Raw genomic sequence first — 21196 nt, 5'->3', positions numbered from 1 at the left:
ATCCCTATCCTGACACATTTTCCTACAATCGCGGCTTGACGTTCCCTTATCTCCGCGCGATTGCAAAGCTAGAGGATCTCATTCTGCCAAATAGCTTGTTTATACCTCAGATTGGTGTCAATCTACAACATTTAAATTCTGGGCCAGCTTCACTCACCCCAACCCAAAAACATGTCGCTTAGACCTTCGTCGATGGTCAAGATAACATGACGATGGTTGACTTGACATACGTCCTCAGACAAGACACGGCTCCACTCTTCCGTTTCTCCGCATGAACACGTCGTGCAGAAACACCCCTTGCACCAAAAAGGCACCACCTTAAGATCGTGACACCCTTCACATGCGAGCAGCTCAAACCCTTTTTTCGGGTCTCCACAATCTCGAAATTTTCGGATTTCTTTCAGCACTACGGGACGTATCTTTTTGCCATGCTTGCTTTTATTGGCTTCATAGTAGCGATTGTCATCAAAGAAAAATTTGGTGTAGGATGTCCTGTTTCATACTCTACATGTACCAAAAAACTAAAAAGGGAGAATCCCTTAAATCCACCAAAAAAACTTTCTAAATAAGGAGTAAGCTTCGCTCACCCCAAAACATATAAATTCTTATATATGAAAAAAAGAGCTGCTCACAAGGTTATTAACCTTGTGAACAGCTCTTTTAGTTCTATGCGCTTAGTCCGTAAGCTGCAATAGTCTCTCGCCGGCTATGCCGGGCGTCGTCATTTGAATCGGATTGAGGATCTCTTCGATCTCCTCTTGGGTGAGAAGCCCCCGCTCCAGAATCAGCTCTTTGAGCGTCATTCCGGTACGCACGGCTTCTTTCACTAATTGCGCGGCGACTTCGTAGCCCAGATGCGGGTTCAGAGCCGTTACAATACCGAAGCTCTGTTCCACATAGTTCGCGCAGCGTTCACGATCGGCTTCCAAGCCTTCGATGGCGAAGCGTTCGAACACATCGGCCGCGTTGCGCAGTATTTTAAGAGATTGCAGCAGATTAAAGGCCAGTACAGGACCCATGACGTTGAGCTCGAACTGCCCGGCTTCACAGGCCAAACAAATCGTATGATCGTTTCCAATGACCTGGAACGCCACCTGATTCACAACCTCTGGCATAACTGGATTCACTTTCCCCGGCATAATCGAAGATCCTGGCTGTCTTGGCGGCAGCTTCAACTCCCCTAGTCCGGCCCGTGGCCCGGAAGCCATTAAGCGAATATCGTTGCATATTTTGGAAAGATTAACGGCACATACCTTCAAAGACGCAGAAAGCTCTGTATAGGCATCCATATTTTGCGTGCCATCCACCAAATGCTCAGATAATACAATCGGGATGCCCACTTCGCCTTTCAAATGAAACATAACCCGTTCGACATATTCCGGTTTGGCGTTAAGCCCCGTGCCCACGGCCGTCGCTCCCATATTGACAGTTAGCAGCCCTTGGGATGCCTGACGGATCCGGTTAATATCACGCTGCAGCACACGGGCATAGGCGCCGAATTCTTGACCTAATCGAATCGGAACCGCATCTTGCAAGTGGGTTCGTCCCATTTTTATCACATCATCGAACTCAACTTCCTTCCGGGCAAAAGCGCCCTGCAAAGAAGTTAAGGCTTCTGTTAATTGTTCAGATAATCGGAAAGCGGCAATTTTGATCGCAGTAGGAATGACATCATTCGTTGATTGGGACATATTCACATGGTTGTTCGGATTGCATTGAAAATAGTTCCCTTTCGCCTCGCCCATAAGCTCCAACGCCCGATTGGAGAGCACTTCATTCATGTTCATGTTGATCGAAGTACCGGCTCCGCCTTGGATAGAGTCTACAATAAACTCTTCCATCAACTGGCCCTGCCGCACTTCTTCAGCGGCTTTCACCAACTGCTCTCCAATTTTCTTAGGAAGCATATGGGTGTCCATATTCGCAAGCGCAGCTGCCCTCTTCACTTCGGCAAGTGCCGTAATCAACTCAGCATGAATTTTGACGCCCGTAATTGGAAAATTTTCTACAGCTCTCATCGTTTGAATCCCATAATACGCTTGAGCTGGAACTTGTTTCTCACCTAAAAAGTCTTTCTCAACACGATAGGTCATCGAACACACCGTTCCTTTTAATTAAAGTATGATGCACATGTGGACACTTCAAATCTAACATGTTCTGTTATATTTATCAATCACCGGTCAATTAAAATTTGACGAATACCTAGTGAGAGCGCAGCGAAAGCTATGACCATGGTTATTTTTAGCTTAATTGCCGCGGATATACGTTTGGTCCATGATTTTATCTCTGATTTCCGGAATACACTATAGCAAAGCCCCAAGTCCATTGACTTTAGGAGGAACCTTTTATGGATACGCATAGCTCTAGGATCATTGAACAAACAGAAAAATACGGTGCGCACAATTACCACCCGCTGCCGATTGTCATTGCCAAAGCTCAAGGCGTGTGGGTTGAAGATCCGGAAAACAATCGGTATATGGATATGCTAAGTGCTTACTCCGCCTTGAATCAAGGACATCGACATCCCCATATTCTCCAAGCGCTGCATGAACAAGCCGAGAAGGTCACCTTGACCTCGCGCGCCTTCCACAGTGAAACACTTGGCGCCTTCTATGAAAAATTGGCTTTATATACGGATAAACCGATGATTTTACCGATGAACACCGGGGCAGAAGCGGTCGAAACCGCCATTAAAGCGGTGCGTCGTTGGGGATACGATGTGAAGGGCATCGCGGACGACCAAGCCGAAATTATCGTCTGCGACGGTAATTTCCACGGACGCACCGTCACGATCACATCGTTCTCCTCCTCGCCGGAGTACCAGCGCGGATTCGGGCCTTTCACGCCTGGCTTCCGCATCATCCCCTATGGGGATGCCGAGGCGCTCCGTGAAGCCATCGGGCCGAACACAGCGGGTTTTCTCGTTGAGCCGATCCAGGGCGAGGCTGGCATTGTTATCCCGCAGGCAGGCTACCTGCGGGCTTGTTATGAGCTATGCAAGGCGAATAATGTCTTGTTCGTAGCGGACGAAATCCAAACTGGATTCGGCCGCACGGGCCGCCGCTTTGCCTGTGACTGGGAGGGGGTCACCCCCCACCTGTATGTCATGGGCAAAGCGCTCGGCGGCGGTGTATTCCCGATCTCCGCCGTAGCGGGGGATCGGGAGGTTCTTGAACTGTTCGAGCCTGGCTCCCATGGCTCGACGTTCGGGGGCAATCCGCTCGGCTGCGCAGTCGCGGTCGCGGCCCTTGAAGTTATAGAAGACGAACGGCTCGCAGAGCGTTCGGATGAACTGGGCACGTATTTCCTCCAGCGGCTGCAGAAAATTCAGTCCCCCGTCATCGCGGAAGTGCGGGGCCGCGGCCTGTTCATTGGGATTGACCTTACGGTTCCCGCGCGTCCCTACTGCGAGAAGCTACTAGCCAAAGGACTGCTCTGCAAGGAAACGCATGCGCATATTATTCGTTTGGCTCCTCCGCTGACGATCACTAGGGATGAGCTGGATTGGGCTTGGCAGCAAGTTTCCGATGTGCTGCTTTCCTCCTAGGCAGGGGTTGGATGTGGTTCTGTGTTATGTTTCACTGGAGAAAATCCAGTCAAATGAGTCCCTATGGATGTAAACTATTCCTTAAACCAGCCAACCAAAACTCTCACTTGCCATACTAAGCTACTCTAAGACATAAGAGTCTCTGGAAGCTCCTATTTGCAGAAAAATCGGGGTTTCGCGCGAAATAAGAGTCCCTGGGGACTCTTATCCATGGAAATTCGCCTCTAATTACAGCTACTCCAACATATAAGAGTCTCTGGAAGCTCCTATTCGCGGAAAAGTGAGGGTTTGGCGTGAAATAAGAGTCCCTGGGGACTCTTATCTGAGGCCGATTCCTTCAAATTACAGCTACTCTAAGACTAAAGAGCCCTGCAAGCAAGAGCCCTGCAAGCTTCTATTCGCGGAAAAGCGGGAGGGTCGCGGGGGCACGGGGGTACTGGAGTCACTGGGGGCACAGGGGCACCCGGAGTCACTGAGGGCACAGGGGCAGGTCACAGAGTTTAACGCAAATAAGAGTCCCCCAGGGAACTCTTATCCATAGCCTAAATCCAATTTGGGACGATTAAAATTACAAGCCGCTCTAAGCTCGCACGAAAACCAGCGTCCCAAAACACTGCGGAACATGGAAATTGACCGCATGGGTTGGCGACCACGCCCAATAGTGGCGATTTCCTTCTTTATCGTCGTCAATGCGGTATAGATTCCAGCGCCATTCCGCGCTTGGGCGCGGAGAGGTATGTTCCAAATCTGCAAAAGGAATCATCAGATCATATACTTGCCAACCATCCGCTCGCTGCGTTACGTCCGTTCGCCAGCCTGGCGCATCCCATGAAATATCGACCTCTTTGCCACCTTCCAGATCGTTGTGAATGATCGCGTCAAAGACGACGTTCCGAGGACTTACCTCGAACTCATAATAAACCTTGCCAGTACCCACGGTGTCGATAAATACTTCAACCACATCTTCCAAATAAATCGGATCGTCCCGCTGCTCCATGGTCGCCACAATGTGATCATCCTCACATTCGAAACGAATATGGATAGCCTCCTCGCTCCAGCAAGCACGAAAAAATGTTTCCAATCGCGGTGTCGCACCAGTTACAACTTCACATAGCAGATTGGCAGGCATCTGAGCCCAGTCGATTTGCCCCGCATTAAGCGCTTCTACATAATTGCATTCATATCTCATGTTCGCCCTCCTACGCCCCTTGTCTGATATTCTCATTTCAGATGCTTTTCCAGCTTCTAACTTTTGTAAACGATGTTGATATCGTATTCCTGATGTAAAAAGCTTGAAATTTGATCTCTTGATTCCGACTTTACATCTTTTAACCAGGAGGTGTCTAGTCTTTCTATCACTTCTATACGCAAATCCTCATATTTGCTTTTCGCTTTTTCAATCTGATTCATCCGGTTCCTTGTGAAAAGAAATAGCGATATGCTGATCAGGAGTGAGCCAGAGAGAAGCGGATTCGATATGACCAAATCAAGGATGGCCAGCGCATTGCCGCCAGAGGTCACTAACACTTTTCGATAAAACGTATAAATAAAAAAGAAAACGAAAGCAGCTGTCACGATGGCAAACACAGGCTGAATCGCTTTGAGTTTGTCCCATTTCTGCTTCCGAGCCTTGAGTTCTTCCAACAGCTTGTTCGTATCGTCGCTAAGATTAAGTTCTGGCCATTTTTGCATAGACACTTCCCCCTCTCTACCAACATATGCTAGTCTAACCGAATTCTTTCCAATAAAAAAAGACCAAAGGCATCTCTCTTCAAGCTAGGCTGAAGATGCTTTGGTCATTCACAGTTATATCAATCAACTTAAAACCGCTTTTTTCCTACTAGAAACTTTTTGTTCCCTTTTTTAGCCGCCACAGGCACATGCTTATAGCTGCGCACCATCGGATTTTTACATAACGGACAAGTTGGTAAAGCTTCCGTAACGAATTCTTTACGAACCCATGCTTTACAATCTGTCTCCTTACATTTCCAAATCTCAATTTGTTCGACTTCTGGCTTTTGTTCTTCCGTCACGGTACTCGTTGATGTAGACATTTCAGTTAAGTTCTCCCTGTTTCATAGATTAGACTACTTATTATTATACAGATCGATTCGAATATCAAGTCTTTCCCGTGTTCAAATTTATTTACCAGTGGTAGAATGGATAATGCGGTTACAAATTAGACACAGAATCCAAAGGCAGGAACAACAAGATGACTCATTTACTGCAAGAATGGAAAAATCAATTTCACGGATACAGTCGAAATATTATGCTTTTCTTTTGGTTTAATTTTGCTTGGAACTTAGGCTTAGGCATGTTTGGTCTTGTCTATAATCTGTATGTGAGAAGCTTGGGGTATGAGCAAACAATGGTCGGAAGTATCGTGGGGATGACTGCGCTTGCCTCTGCTATCATATTAATTCCAGCTGGAATCATGAACGATCGGTTAGGGCCGAAACGCGTTATTACATTTGGACTTATGTTCACGATTGCCGCTTTGACAGCACGTTCCTTGATTGAAGGTCAGCAGGGCATGCTCGTCAGCGCCTTCTTAGGCGGTATGGCACTCGCGGTCGTTTCGGCGACAATTTTGCCATTCATGGCCAATAACTCAACGCCCCAGCAGCGCGTACACTTATTTAGCTTCAATATGGCTTTGGTTATGTTTGCCAATGTCATCGGTATTGCGCTTGGCGGTGTGCTTTGCGACTTTTTCCAATTCCTGATCGGGTTGGATGAAATTCATAGTCTTCGCTTTACTTTATTAATCGGTGTCGGCATGGCCGCACTGGGCGTCATTCCGATGGCTCTGTTCGAAAAAAGCGAACAGGAAATTCAACCGCGCCGGGAAAAGCTCGCAATCAAGCTGCTGTGGCGTAATCATAAGACTTCGATTCAGGTGATCGGTATTTTCTGCTTGCTGGGACTCCTGTCATCAACAGCAGGAGGGATGGTTGTCCCCTACCTTAATGTCTATTTCGAGGATCGATTCGAAGCTTCCAAGTCCGCGATCGGGATTGTTGTCGCTTTGGGTCAGGGTGCTACGGCAATCGCCTTTCTTATCGGGCCTATGATTGTAAAGCGTTATGGGGAAGTCAAGTCGGTTGTTTACTTACAGCTAAGCTCGATTCCATTCCTGCTGTTGACGGCTTTCTCCGCTAACTTTTATTTATCTTCGGGTGGCTATTTGTTCAGACAAGCCTTGATGAATGCGGCCAATCCTTTTTACAATTCGATCAAAATGAGTTATGTTCACCGCTCGCTTCGCGGGTTGGCTTCCAGTTCGGGCGAAGCGGTTTTTAATCTGGGATGGTTTCTCGCATCTCCTGTTAGTACGGGCCTCGTGTTGCATTACGGTTCTTACTATGGTTACGCTTATGCCTTCTGTATCACTGCCGTCGTCTACTCTCTAATTTCGTACTTATTTTATTTCTTTTTCGGAAAAGATCGCTTTAAACCCGTGGAGGAATCCGGTTAAAATTGCTTCTTTCTATCGTTGACTTGAGCGATAGAAAGGAAATACAATGAATTGAGAGCGCATTCATTTGGATATCTCATGCTCCTACTCGCTTGATGAATGTGAGGAGGTTACTTTCCATGCGGACTAAAATCATCTTCAACAGACAAAGCATCGTCTTAACTTGGATGATTTCTTATATTGTCATTCTCCTTTTGCCCGTTGCCATTGGCTTGCTTCTGTATGTTGAATCCAATCGTACGCTGAAGGAAGAAATCCAGCAAGCGAATGATTCCTTGTTGAAGCAAGTTCGCGAAATTATGGACAACCAATTCAAAACGATGGAGCAATTAAACTTTGAACTTACCTGGAATGTGAATATGCAGGAGCTGCTCTATTCCAATAAATATGATGCTTTCCCCAAAGAATACCGATACGATGTTTACCAAATCGCCCGCAGCTTCACGCTCTATCAAACCTCCTATCCACTTATCGACTCCTTCTATGTTTATTTAAATAAAGATCAATCTGTTATTCTCCCAGGCACAGTGCGAACAATTGACTTTGCCTACGAAACTCTGCACAAAAGTGATGCATTTCCTTTCACTTCGTGGCAAGAGACTCTGAATCGCGATAATTTCAAAGGATTCATCCCGATGTATCGTATCAGCAGTGACAACAAACTGCTCAAGACTGTCGCGTATATCAGCAGCTATCCGATGGAGCATGGCAAACCGCAAGCTACTAATGTGATTATGGTGGATCAGTCCCGCATTCTGGGAGCGATTCAGAATATGGAGATCTTCAATAAAGGCCATGTGCTTATTTTGAATGAGGAGAATCAGATACTTGCTTCCAACTCAACCAATACGCTCCCTGCAGACTTTCCATACACGCAACTAGCCAACTCAACGCAGTTCTATTACAAAAGCTCGGAAGGGCAGAATTATGAAGTATTCACAATACATTCTCCACGTTCCAAATTAACTTATGTCTCTATCATGCCTAGCACGATCTATTGGCAAAAAGCGGCTCATATTCGCAATCTAACGTATTTGAGCATGGCTATCAGCTTGCTTGGCGGGGGTATTCTGACTTATGTCTTTCTGCGCAGGAACTACCATCCAGTCCGCCGCCTTGTTCATGCTTTCACGCTCAAACAGAACCAATCTTCGCAGCAGCGGTTCAATGAGTTTCATTTCATTCAGGAAGCTGTAGACAGAACCTTAATTGAAGTCGCTGATTTCAAAAATAAAATGGACCAGCAGCGTCACATTGTGCGATCCCATTTTATCGAGAAGCTCTTGAAAGGCAAGCTTAACAGTCAAATCCCGATTGATGAAGCGTTAACTACCTTTGATATGTTGCTGGATCGTCCGGATTATGCCGTCATGCTGTTCGTTGTCGATCAGAGTGAAACGTTCACAGGTCGCGTCAGCCATATGCCTGAAGACGAGAAATGGAAGCTGCTGCGATTTATTATCAAAAATGTCATCGAGGAGCTATTAGCTAAACAGCACCGCGGCTATGTGGCGGAAATTGATGACACGTTAGCCTGTTTAGTCAATTTAACAGCAGGCGAGGGCGCCAGTTCCCGAGAGGAACTGCTTCGCATCGCGGAAGAAACACAGACGTTCCTTTCCGCCACATATGATATTCATTTGACCATCGCTATCAGCAGCATCCATGAACATATCGGGAGAGTGCCACAAGCTTTCTTGGAAGCACTTGACTCTATGGCCTACAAGCTGGTTATGGGCGGCAGCGAAATTCTTTCCTATGACGTTTTGCAAGAGAATGTGGCTTGTGATGCCAACACGGGTTATGACTACCCTGCGCAGATAGAGCAGCAATTCCTTTATACCGTTAAGCTCGGAGAATTGGAGGAAGCACAGCGTATTTTGACCGAGATTATGGACAAAAATTTCGTAAATCGCGATATCTCCGCCTCCTTAACCAAATGCCTCATGCTGAATGTGGTCACAACGATGATGAAGAGCATCAGCGAAACCGGGGATATTCAGGAGAGCTTGTTCATCCGCAACCCCCAATTGCTGGATCGTCTTCTCTGCAGTAAAACGGTGCAAAACATGCATCAGCAATTGAATGAAATGTTAACCCAAGTCTGTGCTTACACAGCCGCCAAACGTCAGCATACCATCTCGCTTACACGTCAAAAAGCGCTGCAGCAGCTGGTTGAGGAAGTGACTGCTTACATTGAGCACAATTATACGGATGCCAACTTAAATGTGACGATGATCGGCAGCCATTTTGACCGTAAAGCAACCTATTTATCCAAGCTCTTCAAAGATTATGTCGGAGAAGGGTTGCTCGATCGCATCAATAAAGTCCGAATTGACAAGTCCAAGCAGCTTCTAAGACAACACGAGCAGTCTGTCGGCGATGCCGCGTATGGCGTTGGATTCAACGATATTAATGCGTTTATCCGCGTCTTCAAGAAAGTGGAAGGCATCACGCCTGGGAAATATAAAGAGTTGATCGATAGGTAGGATAGGGAGAAAAAGTGGTCCGAAGCGCTCGGAATAAGGTATGTTTTGGAATGAACGCGGAGTTACTCCAGCTGCCTCGCGCAGACGGAACTACAGGGCGCTATTGTAGCCAAAAGTGGCATTATCGGGGGCTAAAGGGAACTACAGTACGCTATTTTGCTTTTTCGTGGGCAATCCAGCGTTTTTCGTGGAAATAAGACCCTGTAGTTCCGCTATGACCCTCGCTTCCCTGCTTTTTGCCTAAATAGCGCCCTATAGTTCCCTCCCTCTGTTCCTAGCTAACAAGAGGCTGATCTCTCAGGGTCGCGAAGCCAGGCGACACCGAGATTGCAGGTACCGTCGAAAGTGGAGAACAACTGGTGGCCACGATCCCTTAGCTTCACTTCCACGCTATTGAAACAGAACCTTCCTCTACACTCCTCACTTCTATCCTTACTTCGCGGTCAAGTTCATTTCTTGGCTACCTAAGTAGTAACCGTTTAGCTTGCTTATTCACCTCCGAGCGTGTGATTTTAGAGAACCTAACCCGCGGTTGGGTTCTTCATTCTAGTCTTCATTCTAGTCTTCATTCTGGTCTTCATTCCGTTCTTCATTCTGGTCTTCATTCTGCTTTTCATCCTGTAATGACCCTAATTGTCTATTTTGGAGATGGAATTGGATATTTTGTAGAACATAGCGGCGGAAATCACGACGCCATTGGATATTTTGCAGATAGTGAAAATGTAAGCGGTACCATATAGTTGAGGTAAGACATCAAGTCCCCCACCTCATAACAGGTTCCCGCGTTTCTGACGTTTCGCAAACCGATTTACCTAACCGGATAATCTTAGGAGGTCAAAAGATGAAAAAGAACAGAAAGAAAATGTTCACGATGCTCGTCGCTACATCTTTAATGGGAAGCTTAACGGTCGCTTGCACGTCGAATACTCCATCAGCCGTGGGCACGGCCAGCCCAAAAGCAACCTCAGGAGGCACAACCGCTCCTAGCGCCGCCGTCACTTATCCCATTAAATCGGACAAAACATTATCCTACTGGGGAGAGCTCCCAGGCAACGTGGTCGGCGTTAAATCCGCTCATGCCGATATCCCATTTTTCCAAGATTGGCAGAAGAAAACGGGCGTCAATTTGAAATTCATCGCGCCTCCAACGAACCAAGGCGCTCAGTCCCTTAACGTGATGCTCGCTTCCGGCGATCTGCCGGATATGATTGAATTCGATTGGCAAGGCGCTTTCCCAGGTGGACCTGAGAAAGCGATAAAAGACGGATATATTCTTAAACTGAATGATACAATTGATAAATTTGCCCCGAATTTGAAGAAATATCTCAAAGAGCATCCCGAGATTGATAAACAAGCCAAAACCGATAATGGCAGTTACTATGTGTTCCCTTTTATTCGGGGGGACAATTATCTCCGTGTTTACCAAGGTCCGATTATTCGCAAAGACTGGTTGGATGATCTGGGTCTTCCAGTTCCTCAAACCATTGATGAATGGTATACAACACTCAAAGCGTTCAAGGAGAAAAAAGGCGCGACGGCTGGCTTCTCCGTTGTCAGTGTTCCACGACCGTTCAATGAACTGGGCAATGGAGCCTTCGCCAGCGCATTTGGCGTAACACGTGATTTCTTTATCGATAACGACACCATTAAATTCGGTCCCGCCGAGAAAGGCTACAAAGACTTCCTGGCTACGTTCCACAAATGGTATGAAGAAGGGCTGATCGATAAAAACTTCGCGACAGCTGACAGCAAAGCGCTGGATGCCAACATGGCCTCAGGCGCAACAGGGGTTACGGTTCAAAACGCAGGTGGCGGCATTGGAAAATGGCAGCCGCTCGTTGTTGCCAAGGACCCGAAGGCTGTACTCATCGGCGCTCCCTATCCGGTTTTAAAGAAAGGCGATACGGCGATGTATGGCCAGAAAGATCCAGCCTTTTCGCCAGGCGGCTCTGTAGCCATTACAGCTAATTCCAAAAACATCGAAACCGCGACCAAACTGCTCGACTATGGCTACTCCGATGAGGGGCATATGTATTTCAACTTTGGCACAGAAGGCACCTCTTACAAAATGGAAAATGGCTATCCCAAATATACCGATCTTCTCATGAAAAATCCGGATAAACTGGCGCCTGCACAAGCCTTGTCTCTCTATATCCGCGGTAATTACAATGGTCCTTTCGTACAGGATAAACGCTATATCGAACAATATTTGGCGCTCCAAACCCAGCGCGATGCGGTAACGACTTGGTCCAAAACCGATGTCGATAAGCACAAGCTGCCGCCAATCACAGCGACGCCGGAAGAAAGCACGGAACTAGCCAAGATCATGACGGATCTTAATACTTTAGTGGATGAAATGACACTCAAAATCATTTTAGGCACAGAGCCCGTAGACAGCTTCGATAAATATGTTGAAAAGTTCAAATCCGTGAAGCTTAGCCGCGCACTGGAAATTAAAAAAGCCTCCTTGGACCGTTTTAACAAAAGGTAAAGGCCCCACAAGGGAGAGCGTAAGCTCTCCCTCTTCCCAAAGAGCGGCGAAAGGAGAGATATTATGCGCAAAGGAACAGAGGCCACCTTCCAAGCACGCTTCAGGCGCGATTTTTTGCTGAATAAGTACTTATATCTCATGATGGTGCCTGTGCTAGCGTACTATTTGGTTTTTCATTATGCACCGATGTATGGCGCCTTAATCGCTTTTAAGGAATATTCGCCGATCAAAGGAATTTTGGGCAGTGAATGGGTTGGTTTCCAGCACTTTCAGGAGTTTTTTGGCAGCTACTATTTCTGGCGAATTCTCAAGAATACCGTCGTTATCTCCCTTTACTCGCTTATCTTTGAATTCCCTGCCCCGATTATTTTGGCGATTATGATCAATGAACTTGCCAATAAGAAGTTTCAACGTTTTGTGCAAACGGTTACTTACATGCCGTATTTCATTTCATTGATCGTTATCGCAGGTATGGTGAAGGATTTCACGAATAGCGGCGGGTTGATCAATACGCTGTTCACATACATTGGCTTCAACGACACAGCGATGCTGCAAAAGCCTGAGATGTTCAGATCCATCTATATTTTATCGGAGATTTGGCAGAAGATTGGGTGGGAATCCATTATTTATCTGGCCGCATTAATGAGCATTGATCAGGAGCAGTACGAAGCGGCCAAAATTGACGGCGCCAACCGTTGGAAACAAATTTGGCATGTGACGCTGCCTGGCATTCTGCCGACCATCGCCATCATGTTCATTCTGCGAATGGGGAATTTGCTCAACGTTGGCTTCGAGAAAATTATTTTGCTTTATAATCCCAGCACCTACGATACGGCGGATGTGATCTCCTCTTTCGTCTATCGCAAAGGTTTGCTGGAATTCGGGTGGAGTTACAGCTCCGCTGTCGGCCTCTTCAACTCCGTCATCAATTTGGCCTTGCTCATCACAGCAAATAAAATCAGCAAAAAGATCAGTGAAAACAGTCTCTGGTAAGAAAGGAGGTGCTGAAGTGAAAACAAGTGCATCAGACAAAACATTCGTCTTATTGATTCATATTTTGCTGCTCATGTTAGTTATCATTACGTTATATCCACTGCTTTATGTCACATTCGCTTCAATTAGCGACGGCAGCCTGCTGATTACGCACAAAGGATTCCTCTTTAAACCACTTGGCTTTAGTCTGGAAGCCTACAAAAGTGTGTTTCATAACCCAGCTATCCTCAAAGGTTACCGCAATACGCTGTTTATCCTTGTATTCGGCGTCATTACGAATTTGATTGTAACGGCTTTAGGTGCCTATGTGCTCTCACGTAAAAATGTGATGTGGAACCGTGTCTTCATTTTCATCGTGGTACTAACTATGTTTTTCAGCGGGGGACTGATTCCACTCTATCTCGTCGTCAAAGGCGTCGGTTTGCTTGACTCCCTGTGGGCTACCATTCTGCCTTTCACCATTAATACTTTCAATTTGATTATTATGCGAACTGCCTTCATGGCTGTTCCTGAAAGTCTAGAGGAATCTGCCAAAATAGATGGAGCCAACCATTTGGTCATCTTGTTTCGGATCATCATCCCGCTTTCCATGCCTGTCATTGCCGTAATGATTCTGTACTATGCCGTTGAGAAGTGGAATGGCTGGTTCTATGCCTCTATCTTCATACGCGATCGCGAGCTTTACCCGCTCCAACTGACCTTGCGCGAAATTCTGATTGCGAACAATACCGACGGAATGTCAGCAGGGGCGAATGCGGCCGATCAATTCCAGATTGGGGAAACGATTAAATATGCGACCATCATGGTAGCTTCCGTGCCGATCCTAATCTTATACCCATTCGTGCAAAAGTATTTCGTCAAAGGCGTTATGATTGGCGCCGTCAAGGGATAAATCAGGGTCATAAAGGAGCTAAGCACTTACAACCTGCTTAGCTCCTTTTTTTCTGTCACACGCATCTATGGTTCGCACCTGGGGAGCAGCCTCTTGCATTTAGTTCCGATTATTAATCACTTTGATAACTTCAACCGGAACCTTAGGCTTCCGGTCATAAGTCAACAGTCCGTTAATCTCTTGTTCCACATCTGTTAATTGCGTATAACAATAGCCCTGAACTACGCCGGAGTAGCCCCAGCCTTCCCACTCACTCTTCTTGTAGGCGATGCCTCCGAATTCGGTGACGAGAATCGGCTTGAATATTCGGCACGCCCCAACTCTCATTCAGCGGCACTCAAGCGATAATCGACGGATGATTGTAATCTCGCTCAATCGAAGCCAGCCATTCTTTCGTAAAGCGCCCTACATACTTCTCGGAATATTCATAAGCATTGGCTGCTTCACTCCAAACGACCAGACCTAACTGATCACACCAGTACAAATATCTGGGATCTTCCAGCTTTTGATGTTTGCGCGCGCCGTTAAAGCCCATTGCTTTCGTAAGCTCAACGTCTTGTCTGATCGCCTCATCACTCGGAGGCGTTGAATTCCCATCTGGGAAATAGCCTTGGTCGAGCACCATTTTCAAGAAATACGGGCGATTATTTAAACATAACTTCCCATCTTCAATAGAAACTTTGCGCATGCCATAATAGCTCGAAACCTCATCCACAACTTGTTCATTAATCAGCAGCGTAAATGCGACATCATATAAATTAGGATGCTCAGGTGTCCACCAAGCCCCCAGCCCATGTTAGATGGATTTCGCTGTCAATTCATGTTATTTAATTAACTTAAAAGTAAATGTAATGGTAAGTGTGACAGATGCACGCTCCTCCACTCCAGAGGGACCGTAGATCCAAACCCAAGCCCCCTAACGAACGCAATAACCTTTATTCGGCCAAAATCGCTCATTCTGAAATTCTAATGAATCCCTGGTGCCCTATTTCAAGCAAATGATCACCTTTCCGCCTAAAATTTGCTCGATAGCGTTAATCCAGTTCATTATATCGCCAAAGTAGCCATTTTCCGTTCTATAAGCATCCTACAGTTCATTAGATGCCCTATGAGACCGAAACCCCCTAAAGCGAAGTCTGCGGTGGACGTCAGTAAATAAGGGGAAAGCTTCGCTCACCCCAAACCCAAAAACGTAAGAAAAACGACTTCACCGCCCTGATAGATCAGTCTTTTCTTAGCGGCAAAACCTTGTAAGGGAACTAGAGGACGCTAATTAGGAAAATAGAAGGGGGGCGTGGGTCATAGTGGAACTACAGGGTCTTATTCCCACGAAAAGCGCTAAAATTTCCCGGAAACAGCAAAATAACGTAATGTAGTTCCCTCACCCTCGCGATAATGCCACTTTTTGCTGGAATAGCGCACTGTAGTTCCCTTATCTCCGCGCGAGTCAGTTGTGTTAACCCCTTGATTACTCCAAAAGATATAAACTTTTATCCAAAACAAAAACACCTCTTCACAGAGGTGTCCCAGTTCCCGCAGTTAATCGATATATCCGGCGAATCCATTTTTCATTAAGTAATCCATCTCGACTTCCAAAATCGTATCCACGGCTAATTCCGTCAACAACACATCAGGTCTGCTCAAAATATGATCAATCAGATCGTCAATGTCAATGTCAGCTTGTCCTTTGGACGATTGTTCGGCTTTGGTAATATAGGCTTTCTCATATTTCAAAACCAGTTGAATTTGCTTAGGATCCGCCTTCGTTTTCTCCGTAATGAATTGCAGCATGTCTTCTTCGTTTAATGGCTTATTCATGTGATTGGGTCAACTCCTGCATCTGATATCCTCCTATTGTAGCATACTTGTGCCACTTATAATTTCTCAAATCCCGCCACATCTGCTCAGACAAATGGTAACATAGGTGTAATGGAAAAACATCCCTTTCCACATCATGTGCATAAGGAGGCCTCTATGGAATTAGAAAACCGCGTTGCCGCATTGGAAAAGAAGATTCGAGATCTTGAACAACAGATGGAGCAGCTCCTCACACGTGATGCAGGTGCCCACAATCTAGACAGGTCTCAGGCAAGTCAAACGACAGCACCTCTTCCCGTCCCAGAACCAACAGCTACCGAGCAGCACCTTCCGCAGGCGCCTCATATAGCAGTTAAACAACCAACGCCGCCCAGAGATTGGGAGCATCTCATTGCTCGCGTCTGGTTGCCGCGGATCTTCATCGTCGTATTCCTGTTAGGCGTATTATGGGGATTTACGGCGGCCGTAAGTGCCGGAATCATTACCGAACCCTTACGCTGTCTACTCGGTGGCGTTGCAGCCGCCTTTATGTACTGGCAAGGAGAACGGCAAATTCGCCGTAAACGCCCAGCGCTTGGGCAAGTGCTTTTGGGTGGAGCCATGGGTGTTCTGATTTTATCCCTGTTCGCGGCCCATATGTTATTTTCGCTGCTGCCTTCAACACTGGCGTTTATACTTTATATAGCAACCGTTGCGCTCAGTGTCTACCTAGCCATTCGACACCGCTCTCAGGCATTAATGATCATCACCTTATTGGCTGGATATCTGGTTCCGTTTCTTGTTGATTCATCGCACCCGAATATATGGGTTTTCGCTGGTTACGAAGGATTATTCTCCATGTCCATGATGATTTTATCGCTGCGTTACTCCTTTCGTGGTGCTTACTACACGGCCTTTGGCGTCTTGCACCTCCCTTTACTGATCTCGATGCTTTTTGAAAATGTCACCAACGACCGTCCGGCGATCTTGACCATTGTTGTGCTACAGCATCTTCTCCTCTTCGCTATCGCCGTGATCAGGTCCACAGACAGTCGAATTGGGCAGCGAATACTTCTGTTTTTAAGCTTTGGACTGCTTACGGCCTGGGCCTATGCCCTGTATGGTCATGCCAACGATCAATGGCTGTATGAAGGAATGCTTATCTTGGCAACGCTGCTGTATAGCGGCACTTCTGTCTGGCTGTATCGGCAAAAGAGGGACTTCTCCGTACAGGTGTCCATCGCTACTCTAAGCCTATTTCTATGGCTCATTTATGTGCTTCAGGGTGATGAAGCTGGTTCCGCCATTCTTGTCGAAGGCGCCCTTGCGCTATGTCTGGGAGCCATTTTCAAAAGCAAGCTCCAACAAATCAGCGGTGCCTTCACTTATTTCATAGGCAGTCTGTTTGTATTCGCTCACCCGCTGCATGAGGTATTGTCCAAAGAATCCTTTGCCTGGCTGATTCTGGTTGCATCCCTTGCTGGCTTGTATGTCTTCTTCCGTTCCATGCTTCAAGATGGGGTTAACGGGTTGAAATCCCATCTACTGTTCATGTGGTTGGAGTTAATCCTGCTCCTCATCTATCTCTCTCAGCTCACGAATGCGCTAACGCGAGCACTGGATTATGATTATCAGCATCTGATCCTCTCTGCCGTCTGGGCGGTCTATGCCATCCTGCTCATCGCGCTCGGCTTCATGAGTCAAAAGCCAAAAGCCAAACTCGTAGGCATCATTTTCTTATTCATAACGCTGCTCAAAATCATTTTCATCGACTTGCCCGATGTATCAACAGCCATACGTGCTGTGCTATTTATTGGCCTTGGTGCTGTGGGCGTAGGGATTTCACGGTTGTTCTATAAGCGTAAGGAATAGGCGCGACGACTGCGCCAAATAGGCGCAACAAAGGCCCGCTTCAGAAGCTTAACAGCCTTCTGTGGCGGGCCTTGCTTTTAACCAAGATCAAACGTCATCAAATCTCTAGCCATGGTGATTCTGCCTTGGAAAATTTCATCCATCCCTACCGCATAAGCGGCTTCCGCCTCTTCGTTCGCGGCGGGAGCCGGGATGTGGTGCGTCAGTACCAGATGGGCAACGCCGGCTTTGCGGGCTATTTCGGCTACTTCCAACGTTGTCGAATGGTATTTGGCCGGATTGGACAAACCGATCGTTTGCTCAGGGAATTTGGCAATGAGCGCATCCAGCCACGATTTGTTGTACGATTCATGGATGAGCAGGTCGATTCCTCGGCTATGCTCTACCATACTGTCAACCGGAATCGTATCACCCGAAATGACAACCGCCTTGCCGTTGTACTCGATCTTATAGGCAATTGCCGGATAAACAGGGCGATGATCGACTTCGAAAGCCGTAATTTTCACACCATCCTGCTCATACACGACGCCTTCATTGCTTTCATGATACTGAATATCGGCCCCATCGCCTGCCGAGAAATTGTAATTCACACGAAGATTTACGTCGAAGTCGAATGACTCCCGCATTTTGCCAATAATCGCCTTGGTCGTCGTAGGTCCGTATACCTGCATGGGTCCTTTGCGCCCCTCAAAAACACGATCCGCGATCACATGGGTACGCCAACTCGTAATGAACACATCGAAGAACCCGGAATTATGGTCACTGTGATGATGGGTGAAGAATACATCGGATATACGCTGCGGCATGATCCCCGCCTTGATCAATTGATCCACGGTCGCTCCGCCGCAATCGAATAGAAAGGTCTTGTCTCCGGCTAGGATCGCAACGCCTGCTTTGGCCCTGCCATAAAAGGCTCTCGGTGTGCCCGTGCCGAGGATCACTGCTTTGATATGCTCATGAAAATCGGGCAATAGGTTATCTTGGGGTTGCATATACAAGGGAAAGCCTCCTTCGTTCCTGAACGATTATTTTTCTTTTTTCACTTCATCCAACAACGAGGTATCCAGAAATTTGCTGAAATCCAGTTCCTCGGCTTTTACTTTCAAATAACCGGCATCGAAGGAAATTTTGGCTTGTTCATTAATATCCTCGAGCGCAATGTCTTGCGTAAGCTTCAAATGATCGATTGCTGCTTTAATCAGCGCGGGCTCCATGCCTTTTCCTGTCAGCACTTTCAATTCGCTGCTGATTAGCTCGTAGGATTTATCTGGATTTTGCTGGATGAAATCGATGGCTTGTTTATTCGCTTTCACTGCTTTTTTGGCTAAATCGCGGTGCTCCTTCAGAAACTTGTCGCTGGCAACAAGAATCGTCAACGGATAATTCCCGTCCTTAGGCGGGATTTTGTTCCAATCTACGAGGATCGTTCCGGAACCTTCCTGAATCATTTGGGTTCCCCAAGGTTCTGCAATTAACGTTGCATCCACTTCTTTCTGACGAATCGCGACCAGCGTATCCGCCGGGGCCCGTGTCACAATCTGCACGCCGGACGTATCTGTCGTCACTTTCAAGCCTTGCTGCTGCAGCAGCACGCGAAGTGAGAGATCAGGTGTGCCGCCTTTGGCCGCAACTGCCACCGTTTTGCCAACGAGATCCTTCACCGATTGAATGCCGGCATCCTTGCGAGCCACCAAGACGGCGCCGCCATTGTTCACGCCTGAGATTACTCGGATATTTTTACTTTTCAAATACTGATTGATCACTGGTCCTGGGCCGACATAGCCCATGTCAATTTGATCCGTTGCTATCGCTGTGGCGAAATCAGCTCCATTGTCGAAGGACGTGACTTCGATCTTGGCAGTGGGCCCGAAAGCTTGCTGAAAATAATTATTTTGCAAGGCAACAAATCCTGGAGCGTGCGTAACATTTTTTAAAATACCGATTTTCACAGTCGTACTGGCAGCCGTAGTGGCAGCCGTAGTGGATACCGCCGCTGTTTCTTTAGTTTGTCCGCAAGCCGATACCACCAACGTGACCATCATAACCAAACTCAAGACCCAACCTACTCTTTTCATCCCAAATCCCCCTTAGATTATTTCTTTAACTGAAAGCGAAGAACAATTCTGTCCTCCAACTGTTTAAAACAAAAATGATCCGATATCGTACCAATCACCGCGATAATAATGACCACGCATAGAATCGTCGCCGTATCCCCAAGCCCGCGCCCATCCTGCAGCATTTGTCCTAATCCAACGCCTTTGGCAATCAATTCCCCTGCAACTAGAGCTCGCCAGGCAAAGGCCCAAGCAACCCTTATTCCTGTAATCCAATGCGGGAAAGCGGCTGGCAGCTGCACTTGAAAAAACAAGCGATAGCCGCTGCCTGTCCCCAGCATTTGCGCAGCACGCAAGTGAATCGGCGAAATGTTCATAATCCCTGTGCGGCTCGCCATCGACATCGTCCACGTTGCCCCAATTGTCGTAATGAAGATGACAGCCGTGTCACTCAGCCCGAACCAGATGATGGCGAAGGGCAGCCAGGCAATGCTCGGCACGGTTTGGAGAGCTACCACGAGAAAGCCAAAGGTTTCGTCCAAATAACGATAGCGTGCGAATCCATAACCGAGTACCGTGCCGATTCCGATCGAGATGGCAAATGAGATCAACAAGCGGCGCAGACTCGCGCCAATCGCACCAAGGAGATGACCCTGCGTAATCCCGTCATAGAAAGCTTGAAATGTTTGCAGCGGCGAAGGAAATTTCCACCCCCACTGAAAAACTCTAAATCCCAACTCCCATATGATCAGCAGAAGAATTAGAAACAGCGTTCTTCTTAAGGCTGTATTCATGACCTAACTCCTCTCTGACTACCTTCTCAAGCTCATCTGTCAGGGCTTCCATAATCTTGTTCTCCAGAGCATGGATGAGCGGATCATTCATTTGATGAGGCCTTGCCGCCTGAACGGCAAACTCCTTTTTCACCTTGCCTGGCTGTGTCGCCATGACAATAACTCGGTCCGACAACATGACGGCTTCGCGAATGTTATGGGTAATGAACAGTATGGTCTTCCCTGTCTGTAACCAGATGTCTTCCAAATCTTTCAGCAAAATAATGCGCGTCTGCTCATCCAATGCGGCAAAAGGCTCATCCATCAGCAAAATATCCGGATCCATAACAAGGGCTCTCGCGATGGCGACTCGCTGTTTCATCCCCCCAGACAGTTCATGAGGATACCGATCCACAAACTTGCTCAAATGAACCGCTTTGATCTGCTCACGCGCAAGATCATACCGCGCTTTCTTCGACATTCCCTTTTGCTTCAGACCAAAAGCCACATTATCCAGCACCGTCAGCCACGGGAACAAGCCGTGCTCTTGGAAGACAACGATGCGATCAGCGCCTGGCGCCGTAATCTTTTGCCCATTGACCGTAATCGTCCCGCTGCTCGCTCTTTCAAAGCCCGCAATCAGATTCAGCAGGGTTGACTTTCCACAACCTGACGGCCCTACGACGGAGACGAATTCTCCTTTCTGTATCGTGAGAGAAACTTCATCCAGAGCTGTATACGTGCTTCCCTTGCGCTGTGAAAAGATTTTGCTCACCTTATGAATGGCAATCATGATTTACCTCCTGTCCG

The 21196-nt window shown here is 47.2% G+C and carries 16 protein-coding genes and 2 pseudogenes; 7 read left to right on the top strand and 11 right to left on the bottom strand.

Going from position 1 to position 21196, the window contains the following annotated elements:
• Window positions 1-164: 164 nt before the first annotated feature.
• Both IEY34_RS03575 and aspA read right to left on the bottom strand, forming a co-directional pair.
• A pseudogene (locus IEY34_RS03575) lies at window positions 165-449 on the bottom strand (transposase zinc-binding domain-containing protein); the annotation flags it as partial.
• A 225-nt stretch (window positions 450-674) separates the two neighbouring features.
• Entirely contained in the window at window positions 675-2093 is a 1419-nt protein-coding gene (gene aspA, locus IEY34_RS03570) for an aspartate ammonia-lyase (protein ID WP_189007692.1), read from the bottom strand.
• 254 nt (window positions 2094-2347) lie between these two features.
• On the opposite strand from aspA, the gene IEY34_RS03565 reads away from it, so the two are divergent.
• Entirely contained in the window at window positions 2348-3547 is a 1200-nt protein-coding gene (locus IEY34_RS03565; RefSeq protein WP_189007689.1) for an ornithine--oxo-acid transaminase, read from the top strand.
• A 580-nt stretch (window positions 3548-4127) separates the two neighbouring features.
• On the opposite strand, the gene IEY34_RS03560 is transcribed toward IEY34_RS03565, so the two are convergent.
• From IEY34_RS03560 to IEY34_RS03550, 3 genes are all read right to left on the bottom strand, one after another.
• The gene (locus IEY34_RS03560) at window positions 4128-4736 is read right to left on the bottom strand and encodes a carbohydrate-binding family 9-like protein (RefSeq protein WP_189007686.1); all 609 of its coding nucleotides are present in this window, start codon (window positions 4734-4736) and stop codon (window positions 4128-4130) included.
• A 56-nt stretch (window positions 4737-4792) separates the two neighbouring features.
• Entirely contained in the window at window positions 4793-5239 is a 447-nt protein-coding gene (locus tag IEY34_RS03555) for a DUF2663 family protein (protein ID WP_189007683.1), read from the bottom strand.
• Between the two features lie 128 nt (window positions 5240-5367).
• Window positions 5368-5601 carry a cold-inducible protein YdjO-related protein gene (locus IEY34_RS03550; RefSeq protein ID WP_189007680.1) on the bottom strand — a complete coding sequence of 78 codons (234 nt, stop codon included), beginning with the start codon at window positions 5599-5601 and terminating at the stop codon, window positions 5368-5370.
• A 158-nt stretch (window positions 5602-5759) separates the two neighbouring features.
• On the opposite strand from IEY34_RS03550, the gene IEY34_RS03545 reads away from it, so the two are divergent.
• The 5 genes from IEY34_RS03545 (at window position 5760) to IEY34_RS03525 (ending at window position 13890) form a co-directional block, all read left to right on the top strand.
• Complete coding sequence (locus IEY34_RS03545; RefSeq protein ID WP_189007677.1) at window positions 5760-7025, top strand: MFS transporter; 1266 nt, start codon at window positions 5760-5762, stop codon at window positions 7023-7025.
• 119 nt (window positions 7026-7144) lie between these two features.
• Window positions 7145-9514, top strand: coding sequence for a helix-turn-helix domain-containing protein (locus IEY34_RS03540; protein WP_189007674.1), 2370 nt, complete (start codon window positions 7145-7147; stop codon window positions 9512-9514).
• Between the two features lie 841 nt (window positions 9515-10355).
• Window positions 10356-12005, top strand: coding sequence for an extracellular solute-binding protein (locus IEY34_RS03535; protein WP_189007671.1), 1650 nt, complete (start codon window positions 10356-10358; stop codon window positions 12003-12005).
• A gap of 63 nt (window positions 12006-12068) precedes the next feature.
• Window positions 12069-12998 (top strand): ABC transporter permease, encoded by a 930-nt coding sequence (locus IEY34_RS03530; RefSeq protein ID WP_189007668.1) that lies wholly within the window; start codon window positions 12069-12071, stop codon window positions 12996-12998.
• A gap of 73 nt (window positions 12999-13071) precedes the next feature.
• Window positions 13072-13890, top strand: a complete 819-nt coding sequence (locus IEY34_RS03525) for a carbohydrate ABC transporter permease (RefSeq protein ID WP_189007975.1) — start codon at window positions 13072-13074, stop codon at window positions 13888-13890.
• A gap of 99 nt (window positions 13891-13989) precedes the next feature.
• Here IEY34_RS03525 and IEY34_RS03520 read toward each other — a convergent pair.
• Both IEY34_RS03520 and IEY34_RS03515 read right to left on the bottom strand, forming a co-directional pair.
• Window positions 13990-14686, bottom strand: a pseudogene (locus tag IEY34_RS03520) (glycoside hydrolase family 2 TIM barrel-domain containing protein); the annotation flags it as partial.
• A gap of 743 nt (window positions 14687-15429) precedes the next feature.
• Window positions 15430-15708, bottom strand: coding sequence for a hypothetical protein (locus IEY34_RS03515; RefSeq protein ID WP_189007665.1), 279 nt, complete (start codon window positions 15706-15708; stop codon window positions 15430-15432).
• A 156-nt stretch (window positions 15709-15864) separates the two neighbouring features.
• On the opposite strand from IEY34_RS03515, the gene IEY34_RS03510 reads away from it, so the two are divergent.
• The gene (locus tag IEY34_RS03510) at window positions 15865-17559 is read left to right on the top strand and encodes a DUF2339 domain-containing protein (protein ID WP_189007662.1); all 1695 of its coding nucleotides are present in this window, start codon (window positions 15865-15867) and stop codon (window positions 17557-17559) included.
• Between the two features lie 77 nt (window positions 17560-17636).
• Here the strand turns inward: IEY34_RS03510 and IEY34_RS03505 are convergent, their stop codons facing one another.
• The 4 genes from IEY34_RS03505 to IEY34_RS03490 are packed head-to-tail and all read right to left on the bottom strand — an operon-like array spanning window position 17637 to window position 21179.
• On the bottom strand, window positions 17637-18551 hold the full coding sequence (locus IEY34_RS03505) for an MBL fold metallo-hydrolase (protein ID WP_189007971.1): 915 nt from the start codon (window positions 18549-18551) through the stop codon (window positions 17637-17639).
• A 33-nt stretch (window positions 18552-18584) separates the two neighbouring features.
• Window positions 18585-19634, bottom strand: a complete 1050-nt coding sequence (locus IEY34_RS03500; protein WP_189007659.1) for an ABC transporter substrate-binding protein — start codon at window positions 19632-19634, stop codon at window positions 18585-18587.
• Window positions 19635-19651: 17 nt separating this feature from the next.
• The gene (locus tag IEY34_RS03495) at window positions 19652-20407 is read right to left on the bottom strand and encodes an ABC transporter permease (RefSeq protein ID WP_229757446.1); all 756 of its coding nucleotides are present in this window, start codon (window positions 20405-20407) and stop codon (window positions 19652-19654) included.
• Window positions 20340-21179, bottom strand: coding sequence for an ABC transporter ATP-binding protein (locus tag IEY34_RS03490; protein ID WP_189007656.1), 840 nt, complete (start codon window positions 21177-21179; stop codon window positions 20340-20342). Before IEY34_RS03490 ends, IEY34_RS03495 begins: the two co-directional genes overlap by 68 nt.
• Between the last annotated feature and the right edge of the window lie 17 nt (window positions 21180-21196).

This window comes from Paenibacillus marchantiophytorum, assembly GCF_014640555.1.
Lineage (GTDB): Bacteria > Bacillota > Bacilli > Paenibacillales > NBRC-103111 > Paenibacillus_E > Paenibacillus_E marchantiophytorum.
Note: the sequence above shows the minus strand (reverse complement) of the source record. Positions and strands in the feature narration are given on the sequence as shown.